This is a genomic window from Pseudomonas sp. TMW22091 (assembly GCF_022496705.1).
Classification (GTDB): Bacteria; Pseudomonadota; Gammaproteobacteria; order Pseudomonadales; family Pseudomonadaceae; genus Aquipseudomonas; species Aquipseudomonas saxonica.
Window position 1 is genome coordinate 82,303 of sequence record NZ_SCFI01000002.1, and the last position, 17,040, is coordinate 99,342.

General features: G+C 54.4%; 13 protein-coding genes and 1 pseudogene. 6 read left to right on the forward strand and 8 right to left on the reverse strand.

Annotated elements, in window-relative coordinates; all coding sequences use genetic code 11:
• Positions 1-231: 231 nt before the first annotated feature.
• From mnmE to rpmH, 5 genes are all read right to left on the reverse strand, one after another.
• Positions 232-1,599, reverse strand: a complete 1,368-nt coding sequence (gene mnmE / locus EQV93_RS04080) for a tRNA uridine-5-carboxymethylaminomethyl(34) synthesis GTPase MnmE (protein ID WP_122783505.1) — start codon at positions 1,597-1,599, stop codon at positions 232-234.
• A gap of 80 nt (positions 1,600-1,679) precedes the next feature.
• Positions 1,680-3,368, reverse strand: coding sequence for a membrane protein insertase YidC (gene yidC / locus EQV93_RS04085; protein ID WP_122783504.1), 1,689 nt, complete (start codon positions 3,366-3,368; stop codon positions 1,680-1,682).
• A gap of 2 nt (positions 3,369-3,370) precedes the next feature.
• Positions 3,371-3,616 (reverse strand): membrane protein insertion efficiency factor YidD, encoded by a 246-nt coding sequence (yidD, locus tag EQV93_RS04090; RefSeq protein ID WP_048402126.1) that lies wholly within the window; start codon positions 3,614-3,616, stop codon positions 3,371-3,373.
• Positions 3,609-4,010 carry a ribonuclease P protein component gene (rnpA, locus tag EQV93_RS04095; protein ID WP_199750893.1) on the reverse strand — a complete coding sequence of 134 codons (402 nt, stop codon included), beginning with the start codon at positions 4,008-4,010 and terminating at the stop codon, positions 3,609-3,611. The genes yidD and rnpA overlap by 8 nt, the downstream gene beginning before the upstream one ends.
• A gap of 16 nt (positions 4,011-4,026) precedes the next feature.
• Entirely contained in the window at positions 4,027-4,161 is a 135-nt protein-coding gene (gene rpmH / locus EQV93_RS04100; protein WP_003213577.1) for a 50S ribosomal protein L34, read from the reverse strand.
• A gap of 563 nt (positions 4,162-4,724) precedes the next feature.
• On the opposite strand from rpmH, the gene dnaA reads away from it, so the two are divergent.
• From dnaA to gyrB, 4 genes are read left to right on the forward strand one after another with little or no spacing between them, the layout of a single operon-like run.
• The gene (dnaA, locus tag EQV93_RS04105) at positions 4,725-6,242 is read left to right on the forward strand and encodes a chromosomal replication initiator protein DnaA (protein ID WP_122783502.1); all 1,518 of its coding nucleotides are present in this window, start codon (positions 4,725-4,727) and stop codon (positions 6,240-6,242) included.
• A 38-nt stretch (positions 6,243-6,280) separates the two neighbouring features.
• Positions 6,281-7,384 carry a DNA polymerase III subunit beta gene (gene dnaN / locus EQV93_RS04110; RefSeq protein WP_122783501.1) on the forward strand — a complete coding sequence of 368 codons (1,104 nt, stop codon included), beginning with the start codon at positions 6,281-6,283 and terminating at the stop codon, positions 7,382-7,384.
• 21 nt (positions 7,385-7,405) lie between these two features.
• Positions 7,406-8,509: a DNA replication/repair protein RecF gene (gene recF, locus EQV93_RS04115; RefSeq protein WP_122783500.1), complete on the forward strand. Its 1,104-nt coding sequence runs from the start codon at positions 7,406-7,408 to the stop codon at positions 8,507-8,509.
• Between the two features lie 5 nt (positions 8,510-8,514).
• Positions 8,515-10,932, forward strand: coding sequence for a DNA topoisomerase (ATP-hydrolyzing) subunit B (gene gyrB, locus EQV93_RS04120; protein WP_122783499.1), 2,418 nt, complete (start codon positions 8,515-8,517; stop codon positions 10,930-10,932).
• A gap of 112 nt (positions 10,933-11,044) precedes the next feature.
• Here gyrB and EQV93_RS04125 read toward each other — a convergent pair.
• Positions 11,045-11,932, reverse strand: a pseudogene (locus tag EQV93_RS04125) (LysR family transcriptional regulator).
• A 124-nt stretch (positions 11,933-12,056) separates the two neighbouring features.
• Here EQV93_RS04125 and EQV93_RS04130 point away from each other — a divergent pair.
• The gene (locus EQV93_RS04130) at positions 12,057-13,712 is read left to right on the forward strand and encodes a GMC family oxidoreductase (RefSeq protein WP_122783497.1); all 1,656 of its coding nucleotides are present in this window, start codon (positions 12,057-12,059) and stop codon (positions 13,710-13,712) included.
• A 91-nt stretch (positions 13,713-13,803) separates the two neighbouring features.
• Entirely contained in the window at positions 13,804-15,426 is a 1,623-nt protein-coding gene (locus EQV93_RS04135) for an MFS transporter (RefSeq protein ID WP_122783496.1), read from the forward strand.
• A gap of 222 nt (positions 15,427-15,648) precedes the next feature.
• Here the strand turns inward: EQV93_RS04135 and EQV93_RS04140 are convergent, their stop codons facing one another.
• Positions 15,649-16,419, reverse strand: coding sequence for a lysophospholipid acyltransferase family protein (locus EQV93_RS04140; protein ID WP_122783495.1), 771 nt, complete (start codon positions 16,417-16,419; stop codon positions 15,649-15,651).
• Positions 16,420-16,498: 79 nt separating this feature from the next.
• Positions 16,499-17,038 (reverse strand): D-glycero-beta-D-manno-heptose 1,7-bisphosphate 7-phosphatase, encoded by a 540-nt coding sequence (gene gmhB / locus EQV93_RS04145; RefSeq protein WP_199750892.1) that lies wholly within the window; start codon positions 17,036-17,038, stop codon positions 16,499-16,501.
• Positions 17,039-17,040 lie beyond the last annotated feature (2 nt).

Consider the following 17,040-nt stretch of genomic DNA (forward strand, 5'->3'; position numbering starts at 1 on the left):
TGACCTGAAGGGCAGTTATACACAGAGCTTATCCCGGTCTTTTCGCTCATTTTCTTGAAAAATAGGCAGCCGAATGCAGCTCGGTGGCTAAATCCACCAAGCGCATGGAAGGTCGACAGGGATCGAACAGATGAACGGTTATGTTCAGAGGGGGGAAGCGGTAGGACTAAACCGGTGTAGTCGCCGCCGATGGCAGCGACGGGCTGCTAGGCAGCCCTGTGAATCAACGCGCTATTTACCAATACAAAAACTGGAGAAGATTCGTCCCAGCAGATCATCCGAGCTGAATGCCCCGGTAATCTCACCCAGTGAATGCTGCGCCTGGCGTAAATCCTCAGCCAGCAACTCTCCAGCCCCCGCCAGAGTCAACTGTGCTCGACCATGCTCCAAAGCGTTGCTGGCGTGTTGCAATGCCTCCAGGTGGCGGCGACGGGCGCTGAAGCTGCTCTCAGAGGTCTGCTCGTAGCCCATGCACGCCTTGAGGTGTTCACGCAGCAAGTCCAGCCCCTGCGTTGATCTTGCGCTCAGGCTGATCGTTACATGGCCATCGTCACTGACCTCGAGGGCAATGGCTTCTGCGCTCAGATCGGCCTTATTACGGATCAACGTCACTTTTGCCGGATCCGGGCGCTGTTCAAGAAACTCTGGCCACAGGGCAAATGGGTCATCGGCTTCCGGTGCCGTGGCATCAACCACCAGCAATACACGGTCGGCCTCACCAATGGCTTTGAGTGCTCGCTGCACGCCAATTTTTTCCACCTGATCATCGGTGTCGCGCAGACCCGCAGTGTCCACCACATGCAGCGGCATGCCATCAATGTGGATATGTTCACGCAACACGTCGCGGGTGGTGCCGGCAATCTCTGTCACGATCGCCGCTTCGCGTCCGGCCAGGGCATTGAGCAAGCTCGATTTACCGGCATTCGGACGCCCGGCAATCACTACGGTCATGCCATCACGCAGCAAGGCACCTTGGCCGGCTTCGCGCTGAACGGTGGATAACTCTTCGCGCACCTTGTCCAGCATGCCAAGTACATGGCCATCCGCTAAAAAGTCGATTTCTTCTTCCGGGAAATCAATCGCCGCTTCGACATAGATACGCAAACCGATCAATTGCTCGGTCAAGTTATGCACACGCTGTGAGAAAGCGCCCTGCAAGGAACGCAATGCGTTACGTGCTGCCTGTGCAGAACTGGCCTCGATCAAGTCGGCAATCGCTTCGGCTTGGGCAAGGTCGAGCTTGTCGTTCAAAAACGCACGTTCACTGAATTCGCCGGGGCGAGCCAAGCGGCAACCCAGTTGAATGCAGCGCTGCAGCAGCATATCGAGAACGATCGGGCCGCCGTGACCTTGCAGCTCCAGCACGTCTTCGCCGGTAAAGGAATTGGGGCCGGGGAAATACAGCGCAATGCCCTCATCCAGCACTTCACGGTTTTCGCCGTAAAACGGGCCGTAATGGGCGTAGCGAGGTTTCAGTTCACGTTCACTGAACGCTTGCGCCGCAACACTGGCGAGTGGCCCGGAAATACGCACGATCCCCACACCACCTCGCCCTTGAGCGGTCGCCACAGCGGCAATGGTTTCAGCCGGAACACTCATAAACAGGCCTCAAAATAGAAAGTGACAGATAGCAAAACGCCCCACTAGGGGGCGTTTTGAGTGGTGCTTATCAGAGTAAGTTACTCAGCGACTTTTTTGGTAGCCGCTTCAACTTTACGCGTGATGTACCACTGTTGAGTGATGGACAGGCAGTTGTTCACAACCCAGTACAGCACCAAACCAGCCGGGAACCACAGGAAGAAGAACGTGAAGATGATTGGCATCAGCTTCATGACCTTGGCCTGCATCGGATCCGGAGGAGTCGGGTTCAGACGCTGCTGGATGAACATGGTTGCGCCCATGATGATCGGCAGAATGAAGAACGGGTCTTTGATCGACAAGTCGGTAATCCAGAGCATGAACGGCGCTTGACGCATTTCAACGCTTTCCAGAAGTACCCAGTACAAGGACAGGAAGACCGGCATCTGCACCAGAATCGGCAAACAGCCGCCCAGTGGATTGATCTTCTCTTTCTTGTACAGCTCCATCATCGCTTGCGACATTTTTTGGCGGTCATCACCAAACTGCTCTTTCAGAGCAGCCAGTTTTGGTGCCACGGCGCGCATGCGAGCCATCGACTTGTAGCTGGCCGCCGACAGAGGGAAGAAAATCCCTTTGATCAGCATGGTCAGGAAGATGATTGACCAGCCCCAGTTACCCACAATGCTGTGGATATGTTGCAGCAGCCAGAAAATAGGCTGAGCAATGAACCAGAGAAAGCCGTAGTCGACAGTCAGTTCAAGGCCTGGGGATAACTCTTTGAGTACCGCCTGGCTTTTTGGACCTGCGTACAGAACTGTGCTGGTTTCGCCGGTTTTGCCTGGTTCAACGGTCAACGTTGGGCCAGTGAAACCGATGATGTAATTGCCTTGGCTGTCTTTGCGGGTCTGAACGACGTTGTTATCGCCTTTCTGAGGAATCCACGCAGTCACAAAGTAGTGTTGCAACCAGGCAACCCAGCCACCTTGAACGGTTTCTTTCAGCTGGCCCTTGTCGATATCTTTCATCGACACTTTTTTGTACGGCTCAGAACTTGTCCACAGGGCGGCGCCCAGGTAAGTCGCTGTGCCGGTAGCGGTGCTGGAAGAAGGATCGGAGCTGGCGTCACGTTTCAATTGCGCGAACAGATTGCCGTTCCACGGCTTACCGCTCTCGTTATCAATCAAATAAGTGACTTGTACATCGTAAAGACCGCGCTTGAGTGTGAAGCGCTTGATGTAATTAACGCCGTTTTCGCTGAATTTGAGATCAACAACCATCTGATCCTGGCCTGGAGCCAGTTCATAGGTCTTTTTCTCAGTGCTGAAAACCGGTCGACCACCTGCGCGTGCATCCGGGCCATCAGTACCAGTCAGGCCACTTTGTGCCAGATAAGTACGTTCGTTACCGTTGTCGAACAGTTGGAATGGAACATCCGGGCGATCCTGGCGACGTGGGTAAAGCGGCAGTCGCAACTGGGCAATGTCACCACCCTGTGGATCAATCGCGATATCCAGAACATCCGTTTTTACATGGATGAGGTCTTTGCTTGCAGCTGCAACCGGTGTTTCGGTTGGCGTGCTGTTATCGGCATTGGCGCTCGGGACATCGGCACTGTTAGCAGCATTGTTACCTGTAGCCGTGTCGGGCAAAGCCGGCGCGGTGGTGCTGCTGGCGGCAACATTCTGAGTCGGCAGGGCAGCTTGACCGTAGTCCTGGTTCCATTTGAGAACCATAACGTAGGACACGACTGCGAGAGCGACGATCAGGATCGTGCGTTTAATATCCATGATTACTCGGCCATCGAAGAAGAACGGGAGGTAGGGATAGGTGGAACCGGGTCGTAACCACCGGGATTCCACGGGTGACAGCGACCTAAACGACGAAAGGTCAGCCAGCCGCCGCGAAGAACGCCATGATTTTCGATGGCTTCCAACGCGTAGCAGGAACAACTGGGGTAGAAACGGCAGTGGCTGGCCATCAAAGGACTAATGGCATAACGATAAAACTGGATCGGAACGAGTGCCAGTTTACGCATCAGGACTGCCTACCCCTACAGTTTCGGACTTCACCGCTGGAACTGGCGTGTTACGGGCCAGACGCTTCCAGAGTTTGCCAAAATGCTGAATCAATTCGGGGTTCTCTACGTCACCCAAACCTTTGCGCGCGACGATAACGATATCCCAACCAACCAGTAAATCCTGGTGGAGACGAAACGATTCACGCATCAAACGCTTAAGGCGATTGCGCTCAACGGAGAGCTTTACGCTCTTTTTACCGATCACTAACCCCAAGCGGGGGTGATCCAGTTCGTTGCTACGCGCAAGGAGCAGGAGATTTTTCCCCGGTACCTTGCCGGTGGGGGAGTCAAAGACTGCCTTGAAGTGTCGGGGAGTGAGTAACCGCTTTTCCCGACTGAAGTCCTGACTCACCACCATTGTCTGATTATCAAACTGCCAGACGTGCACGGCCTTTGGCGCGGCGACGCGACAGGACTGCACGGCCGTTTTTAGTTGCCATGCGAGCACGGAAACCGTGAGTGCGGGCGCGTTTGATAGTGCTTGGTTGGAAAGTACGTTTCATGTCGTGCTACCTGGTTCGTCCACAACGGGCCGGAATGGCCCCCGTTTTAAGAGACCGGCGATTCTAGAGAATGCAGGCCCATAGGTCAATTTCCAACCAACCTTTCCTGCTAAATAGATGTTGGCCTGTTTAGCCTTGCTCATGCTTAGCCAGTTATAGAAATAAAAAAACAAAGTATTTAAAGCTCTTTTAAAGATGTAACTACTCTTAAGGGAGCGGTTATCTGTGGATAACTCTTTGCAAGCCTTAAAAATCAAGGCTTACAGAGGATGACAAAGTTGCCCACAAGCCGTGCTCTGCCTGTGCTGCACCCTCGGAAAAGCTGTGCATGGAAAGCCGTTTTATCCACAGGCGACTTACGCACAGCGTTTCCACCCCACTTGTGCAATGGGCTTAGGCTCGCTTATCCACAGAGCTTATGCACATACCATTTGTCGCTTTTTTTGCCGTGAAAAACTGAAGATCTCCTTATAAGCAAGCAACCTACATGTGGATAAGTGCGCGAGTGATCGTTACAATGGCGCCTGTTTTTGCCTCACCGGCTTTCAACTTAGGGGATATCCGTGTCAGTGGAACTTTGGCAGCAGTGCGTAGAGCTTTTGCGCGAAGAGCTGCCTGCCCAGCAATTCAACACCTGGATCCGTCCACTACAAGTCGAAGCCGAAGGCGACGAGTTGCGTGTGTATGCGCCTAATCGATTTGTACTCGACTGGGTCAATGAGAAGTACCTGAGCCGTTTGCTTGAGCTGCTGAACGAGCACAGCAATGGCATGGCGCCAGCGCTGTCCTTATTAATAGGCAGCAAGCGCAGCTCGGCACCTCGTGCAGCACCTAATGCTCCCTTGGCTGCATCCGCTTCTCAGCAGGCTCCGGTTTCAGCACCGGCACCGAGTGCTCCGGCCAGCTCAACGGCCACACCAGCGCCCGCTTCCAAGCAAACGACGCAAGCCAGCGAAGAACCTTCGCGTGCCAGCTTTGATCCGATGGCGGGTGCCAGTTCGCAACAGGCACCTGTGCGCGCAGAGCAACGTACCGTTCAAGTTGAAGGTGCGCTTAAGCACACCAGCTATCTGAACCGTACGTTTACCTTCGAAAACTTCGTTGAGGGTAAATCCAACCAACTGGCTCGCGCTGCGGCGTGGCAAGTCGCGGATAACCCTAAACACGGTTACAACCCGCTTTTTCTCTATGGCGGCGTTGGTCTGGGTAAGACTCACTTGATGCATGCGGTGGGCAACCACCTCTTAAAGAAGAACCCGAATGCCAAGGTGGTGTACCTGCACTCGGAGCGTTTTGTAGCGGACATGGTCAAGGCCTTGCAGCTCAACGCGATCAACGAGTTCAAGCGCTTCTACCGCTCAGTGGATGCACTGCTGATCGATGACATTCAATTCTTTGCCCGTAAAGAACGGTCTCAGGAAGAGTTTTTCCACACCTTCAACGCATTGCTTGAAGGCGGTCAGCAAGTGATTCTGACCAGTGACCGTTACCCTAAAGAGATCGAAGGTCTCGAAGAGCGTCTGAAATCACGCTTTGGTTGGGGCTTGACCGTAGCGGTCGAACCGCCTGAGCTTGAAACACGTGTGGCGATCCTGATGAAAAAGGCCGATCAGGCCAAAGTCGACTTGCCTCACGATGCCGCCTTCTTTATTGCACAGCGCATCCGTTCCAACGTGCGTGAGCTGGAAGGCGCGCTCAAGCGCGTGATTGCGCACTCGCACTTCATGGGTCGTGATATCACCATCGAGCTGATTCGCGAATCCCTTAAAGACCTGCTGGCGCTGCAAGACAAGCTGGTGTCTGTGGATAACATCCAGCGCACAGTTGCTGAGTACTACAAGATCAAAATTTCGGACTTGCTCTCCAAGCGCCGCTCGCGCTCGGTGGCGCGACCTCGACAGGTCGCCATGGCACTTTCTAAAGAGTTGACCAACCACAGCCTGCCGGAAATCGGCGATGTGTTTGGCGGTCGTGATCACACCACTGTTTTGCACGCGTGCCGTAAGATCAACGAACTCAAGGAATCCGACGCGGACATCCGTGAGGACTACAAGAACCTGCTGCGAACACTGACAACCTGATGACAACACCGCAGCTAATTAAGGCAAGGGACTAGACCATGCATTTCACCATTCAACGCGAAGCCCTGTTGAAACCCCTGCAACTGGTCGCAGGCGTCGTTGAACGCCGCCAGACCTTGCCGGTATTGTCCAACGTGCTGTTGGTTGTCGAAGGCCAGCAACTGTCGCTGACCGGTACCGACCTTGAAGTCGAACTGGTTGGTCGCGTACAGCTTGAAGAGCCGGCTGAACCTGGCGAAATCACCGTACCCGCACGCAAGCTGATGGATATTTGCAAAAGCTTGCCTAACGATGCGCTGATCGATATCAAGCTTGATGACCAGAAGCTGGTCGTTAAAGCAGGTCGTAGCCGTTTTACGCTGTCGACATTGCCAGCCAATGATTTCCCGACCGTTGAAGAAGGCCCGGGCTCGCTGACCTGCAGCCTTCAGCAAAGCAAACTGCGTCGCCTTATCGAGCGAACCAGCTTTGCCATGGCTCAGCAAGACGTGCGCTATTACCTTAACGGTATGCTGCTGGAAGTATCTGCCGGCATCATCCGTGCGGTGGCGACCGACGGTCACCGTCTAGCCATGTGCTCGATGAAAGCCGACATTGGTCAGCCAGACCGTCACCAAGTGATCGTCCCACGCAAGGGTATCCTTGAACTGGCCCGTTTGCTGACTGAACCCGACGGCGAAGTAAGCATTGTGCTGGGCGCTCATCACATTCGTGCGACCACCGGTGAGTTCACTTTCACCTCTAAACTGGTTGACGGTAAGTTCCCGGATTACGAACGCGTCCTGCCTAAAGGCGGCGACAAGATCGTGATCGGCGACCGTCAGGCGTTGCGAGAAGCTTTCAGCCGCACTGCGATCCTTTCCAACGAAAAATACCGCGGTATTCGTCTGCAATTGGCCAACGGTCAACTGAAAATCCAGGCCAATAACCCGGAGCAGGAAGAGGCGGAAGAAGAAGTAGGCGTTGACTACAACGGCGGCTCGCTGGAAATCGGTTTTAACGTGAGCTACCTGCTGGACGTGTTGGGAGTGATGACCACTGAACAAGTGCGTCTGATTCTGTCTGACTCCAACAGCAGCGCCCTGGTGCAAGAGTCCGATAACGACGACTCGGCTTACGTCGTTATGCCGATGCGCCTGTAACTTATGCACAGCCTACGCTAGATGTCCCTCAGTCGTGTCACAGTCACCGCGGTGCGTAACCTGCACCCGGTGACCTTCTCACCCTCCCCCCGCATCAATATTTTGTACGGCGCCAACGGCAGCGGCAAAACCAGCGTGCTTGAAGCTATCCACCTGCTGGGGTTGGCACGTTCTTTTCGCAGTGTGCGTCTAAACCCTGTGATTCAACACGAACAGCAGACATGTACCGTGTTTGGTCAGGTTGAACTGGCGGAAGGCGGACACAGTGCGCTGGGTATCTCGCGAGACCGTCAGGGCGATTTCCAAATTCGTATTGATGGGCAAAATGCTCGCAGTGCTGCGCAACTTGCTGAGATCCTGCCCCTGCAGTTGATCAACCCGGACAGCTTTCGCCTGCTGGAAGGCGCTCCAAAGATCCGTAGGCAATTTCTTGACTGGGGTGTGTTCCATGTTGAACCACGCTTTATGTCTACCTGGCAGCGCCTACAGAAGGCCCTACGGCAGCGGAACTCATGGCTGCGGCATGGTACACTTGACGCCGTTTCACAAGCGGCCTGGGACAGAGAACTGTGCCTGGCCAGTGCTGAAATAGATGAATACCGCCGCGCCTATATCAAAGCCTTGAAACCAGTCTTTGAACAGACCTTGAGCGAGTTGCTTGAGCTGGAAGGGCTAACGCTGAGTTATTACCGAGGGTGGGACAAAGACCGTGAGCTGAGCGCCGTACTCGCCGGGTCCGTCCACCGCGATCAGCAAATGGGCCATACCCAGGCTGGGCCACAACGAGCTGATTTGCGCCTAAAAATCGGTGCACATAACGCCGCTGAAATCTTGTCGCGGGGTCAGCAAAAGCTGGTGGTCTGTGCGTTGCGTATTGCTCAAGGCCACTTGGTTAGCCAAGCACGGCGGGGCCAATGTATTTATCTGGTAGATGATTTGCCGTCCGAGCTGGATGAGCAGCATCGTCATGCACTGTGTCGCTTGTTGGAAGACTTACGCTGCCAGGTCTTTATCACCTGTGTAGATCACGAATTATTGAGGGAAGGCTGGCAGACGGAAACGCCAGTTGCCCTGTTCCACGTGGAACAGGGCTGTATCACCCAGACCCACGACCATCGGGAGTGAAGGCATTGAGCGAAGAAAATACGTACGACTCAACGAGCATTAAAGTGCTGAAAGGCCTGGATGCCGTACGCAAACGTCCCGGTATGTACATTGGTGATACTGACGATGGCAGCGGTCTGCACCATATGGTGTTTGAAGTAGTCGATAACTCCATCGACGAAGCGCTGGCTGGCCATTGCGACGACATCACCATCACCATTCACCCGGATGAATCCATTACCGTGCGCGATAACGGCCGCGGCATTCCGGTGGATGTGCATAAAGAAGAAGGCGTATCCGCAGCAGAGGTCATCATGACCGTACTGCACGCCGGCGGTAAGTTCGATGACAACTCCTATAAGGTTTCTGGCGGTCTGCACGGTGTAGGTGTATCCGTTGTAAACGCCCTGTCCGAATTGCTGGTGCTGACCGTTCGCCGTAGCGGCAAAATCTGGGAACAGACCTATGTCCATGGCGTGCCGCAAGCACCGATGGCGATCGTTGGCGAGAGCGAAACGACGGGTACTCAGATCCACTTCAAGCCATCGGCTGACACGTTCAAAAACATTCACTTCAGCTGGGACATCCTTGCCAAGCGCATTCGTGAACTGTCCTTCCTCAACTCCGGTGTGGGTATCGTCCTTAAGGATGAGCGCAGCGGTAAGGAAGAACTGTTCAAGTACGAAGGCGGCTTGCGTGCGTTCGTTGATTACCTGAACACTAACAAGACCCCGGTCAACCAAGTGTTTCACTTCAACGTTCAGCGTGAAGACGGCATCGGCGTAGAAATCGCCCTGCAGTGGAACGACAGCTTCAACGAAAACTTGTTGTGCTTCACCAACAACATTCCGCAGCGCGATGGTGGTACGCACTTGGTGGGCTTCCGCTCTGCCCTGACGCGTAACCTCAATACCTACATCGAAGCTGAAGGTCTGGCCAAGAAGCATAAGGTTGCGACCACAGGCGACGACGCCCGTGAAGGTTTGACCGCGATTATTTCGGTGAAAGTGCCGGATCCCAAGTTCAGTTCCCAGACCAAAGACAAACTGGTTTCTTCCGAAGTGAAGACCGCAGTTGAACAGGAAATGGGCAAGTTCTTCTCCGACTTCCTGTTGGAAAATCCGAACGAAGCCAAGTTGATCGTCGGCAAGATGATTGATGCTGCTCGTGCGCGGGAAGCTGCGCGTAAGGCTCGTGAGATGACCCGCCGTAAAGGCGCGCTGGACATCGCGGGCCTGCCCGGCAAGCTGGCCGACTGCCAGGAAAAAGACCCGGCGCTGTCCGAACTGTACCTTGTGGAAGGTGACTCTGCTGGCGGCTCCGCCAAGCAGGGACGTAACCGTCGTACCCAAGCGATTTTGCCGTTGAAAGGTAAAATCCTGAACGTTGAGAAAGCTCGCTTCGACAAGATGATCTCTTCGCAAGAAGTGGGCACTTTGATCACGGCGCTGGGCTGCGGTATTGGCCGCGAAGAGTACAACATCGACAAGTTGCGTTATCACAACATCATCATCATGACCGATGCTGACGTCGACGGTTCGCACATCCGTACCCTGCTCCTGACGTTCTTCTTCCGTCAGTTGCCGGAGCTGATTGAGCGTGGCTACATCTACATCGCTCAGCCGCCGCTGTATAAAGTGAAAAAGGGCAAGCAAGAGCAATACATCAAAGACGATGAGGCCATGGAAGAGTACATGACCCAGTCGGCTCTGGAAGACGCCAGCCTGCACTTGAATGAAGAAGCACCGGGTATTTCGGGCGAGGCGCTGGAGCGTCTGGTCTACGATTTCCGTATGGTGATGAAGACCCTCAAGCGTTTGTCGCGCCTGTACCCACAGGAACTGACCGAGCACTTCATCTATCTGCCAGCCGTTACCCTTGAGCAACTGGGCGACCATGCTGCCATGCAAGAGTGGATGGTCAAGTACGAAGCTCGCCTGCGTCTGGTCGAGAAGTCGGGTCTGGTCTACAAAGCCAGCCTGCGCGAAGACCGCGAGCGTAATGTCTGGTTGCCAGAGGTTGAAGTCATCTCTCACGGCCACTCGACCTTCATCACGTTCAACCGCGACTTCTTCGGCAGCAACGACTACAAAACCGTTGTGACTCTGGGCGCGCAGCTAAGCACCTTGCTCGATGACGGCGCTTACATTCAACGTGGCGAACGTCGCAAACAAGTGACCGAGTTCAAGGAAGCACTTGAGTGGTTGATGGCAGAAAGCACCAAGCGCCATACCATCCAGCGCTATAAAGGTCTGGGCGAAATGAACCCGGATCAACTTTGGGAAACCACCATGGACCCAAGTGTGCGTCGCATGCTGAAAGTCACCATTGAAGATGCAATTGGCGCCGACCAGATCTTCAACACCTTGATGGGTGACGCCGTAGAACCGCGTCGTGAGTTCATCGAGAGCAACGCACTGGCAGTGTCCAATTTGGACTTCTGATGCGTAGAGGCTTGGGATAGCAACTTATCCACAGCTTAAAAACCCCGCCCCGTCACCTGACAGGGCGGGGTTTTTTTATGTGTGGATAAGACCGCGCTGTCAGGTAGAACTTTCACCGGGCCAATAACACCTCATGTTCCTTGGCACACAGTTCCAGCAAGTAATCCCACACCACCCTTAACCTCACGGACTTGTGCAACTCGCGCCGGGTACTGATCCAGTAACTGCGTTGTACCGCTTCTTCAGGCAATACACGAACCAGTTGCGGGTCGTTGCTGGCCATGTAATTAGGTAGCACGGCGATCCCCAGCCCTGCGCGGGCGGCGTGTTGTTGCGCGATGACGCTGGTGCTGCGAAAGGTCACGGTCGGCGTGCGGCAGAAGTTGTTAAGGAATAGTAATTCCTGGCTGAACAACAAATCATCGACGTAGCCAATCCATTGATGATTTGCCAAGTCTTCACGGGTATCGAGCGGCGGTGCTTTATCGAGATACTGCTGGCTGGCGTAAAGCGCCAGGCGGTAATCCGTGAGTTTGCGAGTTATCAACAGATCGGCATTGGGGCGTTCAAGGTGGATGCTGATTTCAGCTTCACGGTTGAGGATGCTGACAAAACGCGGAACGGCAACCAACTCTACTTCCAGCCCGGGGTAGCGTTCGAATAACCCGCCCAGCCGCGGAGTAATAAACATGATCCCAATGCCTTCAGTGACGCCAAGGCGGATTTTGCCCAAGGGCGCGATAGCTTGGCTGATTTCTTATTGTGCCAGCAAGGCGACGTTTTCCATCGCTTCGGCATGTTTGAGCAGCGCCTGCCCTGCCGGTGTCAGTTCATATCCCTGAGCGTGCTGGATAAACAATGCTGCGCCAAGGTGTTGCTCAATCTGCTCTATATGGCGCGCTACCGTACTGTGGGTGGTATTCAGCCGTTTAGCCGCGCTGAGCAGGCGGCCTCCTCGGTGCAGCTCCAGAAAGTACCGCAGGTCGTTCCAGTCGAACATGTCATTCCCCAGCGCTATACGATTGGCTGTGCAAAAACGCACATGCCGTGGGCGAAATCACGCGTTTCAAACTCGAAATTAATCAATACGATGGTGCAGGACAAGAATAAAAAAAAGGTGTTGTATGACATCAAGCCATCAGGTGTACGACTACATCGTAGTGGGCGCAGGACCCGCAGGTTCTGTGCTGGCGAATCGGCTGTCGGCTGATCCCAAAAATAACGTGCTGCTGCTTGAAGCGGGCGGAGAAGACAACTACCCGTGGATCCATATCCCTGTGGGTTACCTCTACTGCATCGGCAATCCGCGCACCGACTGGTGCTTCAAAACTGAGGCGCAGGCCGGTTTGCAGGGGCGTAGTCTGAGTTACCCCCGAGGCAAAGTATTGGGCGGCAGCTCGTCAATCAACGGCATGATCTACATGCGCGGTCAGGCAGGCGATTACGATCGTTGGGCCGAGCAAGGCAATCGGGGCTGGGCCTGGAAAGATGTTTTACCGCTGTTTAAACGCAGCGAAAAACACTACGGCGGCGACTCGGACTTGCACGGTGCGGGGGGCGAATGGCGGGTTGAGCAACAGCGCTACTCATGGTCGATTCTGGATGCCTTCCGGGAGGCTGCTGCCCAAAGCGGCATACCCACGGTAGCCGACTTCAACACCGGCGATAACCAGGGCTGTGGATACTTTCAGGTCAATCAACGTGCCGGTGTGCGCTGGAATGCTTCCAAGGCGTTTCTGCGGCCCGTGCTCAAGCGCCCGAACTTGACTGTGTTGACCCATGTTCAAGTCGACAAGGTGCTGCTTGAAAATCTTCGCGCCACACAGGTATGCGCCCGCTGGAAAGGTGCCGAGACGATATTCACGGCGCGCCGGGAAATCATTCTGTGTGCCGGAGCAGTCAGCTCCCCGGGCATCTTGCAGCGCTCCGGTATTGGCCCACGACCACTACTGGAAAGCCTGGGGATAACGGTTAAGCACGAACTGCCCGGCGTTGGCGGCAACCTGCAAGATCACCTGCAACTGCGGCTGATCTTCAAACTGAGCAACGCCCGCACCCTTAACCAAGTAGCGAATAGCGTGTGGGGCAAAGTCGGTATGGGCCTGCGTTATGCCTACGACCGCAGTGGTCCACTAGCGATGGCTCCGAGCCAACTCGGGGCCTTCGTTAAATCTGATCCCGAGCAACCCTCCGCCAATTTGCAGTATCACGTCCAACCTCTTTCACTTGAGCGCTTTGGCGAACCGTTACACACCTTCCCGGCGTTCACGGCCTCTGTGTGTAACTTGCGGCCCAAAAGTCGTGGCCGTATTGATATTCGCTCCGCCAATCCTGACGACGCCCCCTTGATCGACCCTAATTACCTGAGCCATCCCGACGATTTAAAGGTTGCCGTCGATGCCATCCGCCTTACCCGAAAAATCGTCGCCCACCCTGCTCTCCAGGCATTCTGTCCCGAAGAGTATTTACCGGGTATCGAGTTGCAAACTGAGCAGCAGTTACACGAAGCCGCAGCCCGCATAGGTACCACGATCTTTCACCCGGTGGGTACATGCCGCATGGGCCAGGACACTGAGGCGGTAGTGGATGCCGAGTTACGCGTCCACGGTGTTACGGGGCTGAGAGTTGCCGATGCGTCAATCATGCCAAATATTGTGTCAGGCAATACGTGTTCACCTACCCTGATGATTGGGGAAAAAGCTGCGCAGATGATTCTTGCAGCGCCTATCCACACGAAAGAAACAGACAACACACGTGAAACAGTAATACCGGTCGCCTGAAGGCGGTCGTGGTTTCGGGCGCAGTCATCCGAAACCGACAGTGGACAACAACAATAATCACTGTGGCCTAACAAGGCCGAGGGCATTGAATATGTCGGATTCACTTGCACAAACCGCCGCTCCCGCCAAGGGAACAACCGGCCGTGAAGAACGTAAGATTATTTTTGCGTCATCCCTCGGGACCGTTTTCGAGTGGTATGACTTTTTCTTGTATGGCGCCCTGGCGACAGTTCTCAGCAAGCAGTTCTTTGCCGGCGTTAACGACACCACTGCGTTTATCTTTGCCTTGATGGCCTTTGCAGCCGGTTTTTTGGTGCGGCCATTCGGGGCGTTGGTGTTTGGCCGGTTGGGCGACATGATCGGGCGAAAATACACCTTCCTCATGACCATCATTCTGATGGGCTTATCGACCTTTGCTGTTGGCTTGCTGCCGACGTACACCAGCATCGGTATCGCAGCACCGATCATGCTGGTGTTGCTGCGAATGCTTCAAGGGCTGGCGCTGGGCGGTGAATATGGCGGGGCCGCGACATACGTGGCTGAACACGCAGCGCCTGGCAAACGCGGTTTCAATACCAGCTGGATACAATCGACCGCCACCTTGGGCTTGTTGCTGTCGTTGGTGGTAGTGCTGAGCTGCCGCTACCTTACGGGTGATCAGTTTGAGGTCTGGGGCTGGCGCTTGCCGTTCCTGCTGTCCATTGTGCTGCTGGGCATCTCGACCTGGATCCGCATGAGCATGCATGAATCGCCCGCCTTCGCCAAAATGAAGGCCGAAGGTAAAACCAGCAAGTCGCCGATTCGTGAATCGTTCGGTAAATGGGAAAACCTGAAAATTGTGCTGATCGCCCTGTTCGGCATTAACGCAGGCCAAGCTGTGACGTTCTATACGGCGCAATTCTACGTGCTGTTCTTCCTCACTCAGATGCTCAAGATGGACCCCGCTCAAGCCAATATGCTGCTGATTATCAGCGTGGTGATTGGTGCGCCCTTCTTCATCTTCTTCGGCTGGCTGTCTGACCGCGTAGGGCGCAAGCCCATTTTGATGTTGGGTCTGTTACTGGCCACCGTGCTGTACTTTCCGTTGTTCAAAGCGCTGAGTCATTACGCGAACCCACAGATTGACACGGCCAGTCGCCAATCACCGATTGTGGTGATGGCCGACCCATCCACCTGCACCTTTCAGTTTGACCCTGTGGGTAAGGCGCGTTTTGACAGCCCGTGTGACAAGGTTAAAACCTTTCTGGTGAAACAAGGTTTGCCTTACACCTCACAACCTGCAGCTTCTGGTGCTGGCGTCGAAGTGTCGATCGGTGAGCAGAAAATCAGTGGCTTTGACGAAGCGGCCTTGCGCGCGGCGATCACAGACGCGGGTTATCCGGCCAAGGCTGATGCAAGTTCGGTGAACCAGCCGATGGTGGTGCTGATCATGGTGCTGCTGACTCTTATCGCGACCATGACTTACGGCCCGCTCGCGGCCGTGATGGTTGAACTGTTCCCGACGCGCATCCGTTATACCTCGATGTCCCTGCCCTACCACATTGGTAATGGATGGTTTGGCGGGTTCCTGCCGACCGTGTCCTTTGCCTTGGTGGTCTACACCGGGGATATTTTTTACGGGTTGTGGTACCCCGTTGTGATTACGGGCGTCAGTTTGGTGGTCGGGATACTGTTCCTCAAGGAAACCAAAAACGTGAATATTGATAAGGTTTGAGACAACGCCGGTTTCCCCCTCTCCCGACGGGAGAGGGGTGACTTGATGAGGGAAATCACAAGCAGAAAAAAACCGACTTAAAGTCGGTTTTTTTATGGTTCAGAAAAACTTATGCACGTTTTTCACTGAAAAAGAATATTCACAAATTAGCTTATAAATCATCAGCTTATGAATGTTTTTTTAGCGAAATAAAAAACTTGCGCACAAGTTATCCACAATTTTTCAGATCACTTCTGTTTTTTCCTGCACGGCTACAGGCGGCAACGAGCCCATGGCCCTTTGAGCATTTTCATTCCAGGCTTGTACCCGATCATTTAGCTCAGCGATTGCGCGTGGCCCTGTGCCGTTGGCATACATAGGTTTGCCAATCACCAACTCAATGGTCCCAGACTTTTTAGCCCAACCGGTCTTGGGCCAGAACTTGCCCGCGTTGTGGGCAATCGGGAGTACCGGCAACTCAGCATTGACCGCCAGAGCAGTCCCCCCACGGGAAAACTTGCCGATCTGACCATAGGGAACGCGAGTGCCCTCAGGGAAGATCAGCACCCAAATGTTGTCCTTGAGTAGCTCATCGCCCTTTTTGGCGATGTGCTTGAGCGCAGCCTTCGGGTTCTCGCGGTCAATGGCAATCGGACGCAGCATCGCCATCGCCCAGCCAAAAAACGGCACGTAGAGCAACTCGCGTTTAAGCACCTGGCTCAACGGCTGAAAGTAAGCCGAGAGAAAAAATGTCTCCCAGGTACTTTGGTGGTTGGCCAAAATGACACAAGGGCGCTCAGGGATGTTTTCAGCACCGGTGACCTTGACGTTGATGCCTAGAAACACCCGTGTCAGCCAAAGCGCACACCGGCACCAGTACACGTTGATGAACCGATAACGCGCACGAAAGGGCAGGAAGGGGGCGACAAAAAAGCTCAGCGAGCACCACAACAAAGAACTGGTACCCAACAGCAGGTAAAAGAAAAAAGTTCTGATGGCCTGCAGGATCGACATAGCGACTTTTACCGTTGCTGACTAAAACCTGCCCGAACAGGGCCTGCACTCAGGAGGCAGGCAATGGTTCAAAGCGGTTTTATTTGTTGATAAGTTCTGCGGCAACTGCCGCCAGATCGTCAAATACTAGAGTATTAACCGGTAATGCTTTGGTTAAAGTTTTCAGGCCTTTTCCGGTTTTTACCAAAACTGGCTGAGAACCGACGGCTTCTGCAGCCTGCAAGTCACCTAAACTGTCGCCCACGAACCAACATTCGATCAAATCGACATCGTAATGCGCGGCAATGGTGCGCAACATGCCAGGCTTAGGCTTGCGGCAGTCACAACCCTGATCAGGGCCGTGAGGGCAGTAAACAATGAGGCCGACTTCGCCACCCTGCTCCGCCACTAACGCCCGTAAACGGGCATGCATGGCGTCGAGCGTGGCGATATCGTAGTAGCCGCGGGCAATGCCGGACTGGTTAGTGGCAATCGCCACCGTCCAGCCGGCTTTGCTCAACTGCGCAATGGCCTCGATCGCGCCGGGCAGTGGGATCCACTCCTCAACTGACTTGATGTAAGCGTCGGAGTCGTAATTGATCACTCCGTCTCGATCGAGAATCAGCAGTTTCAACAGCAGCC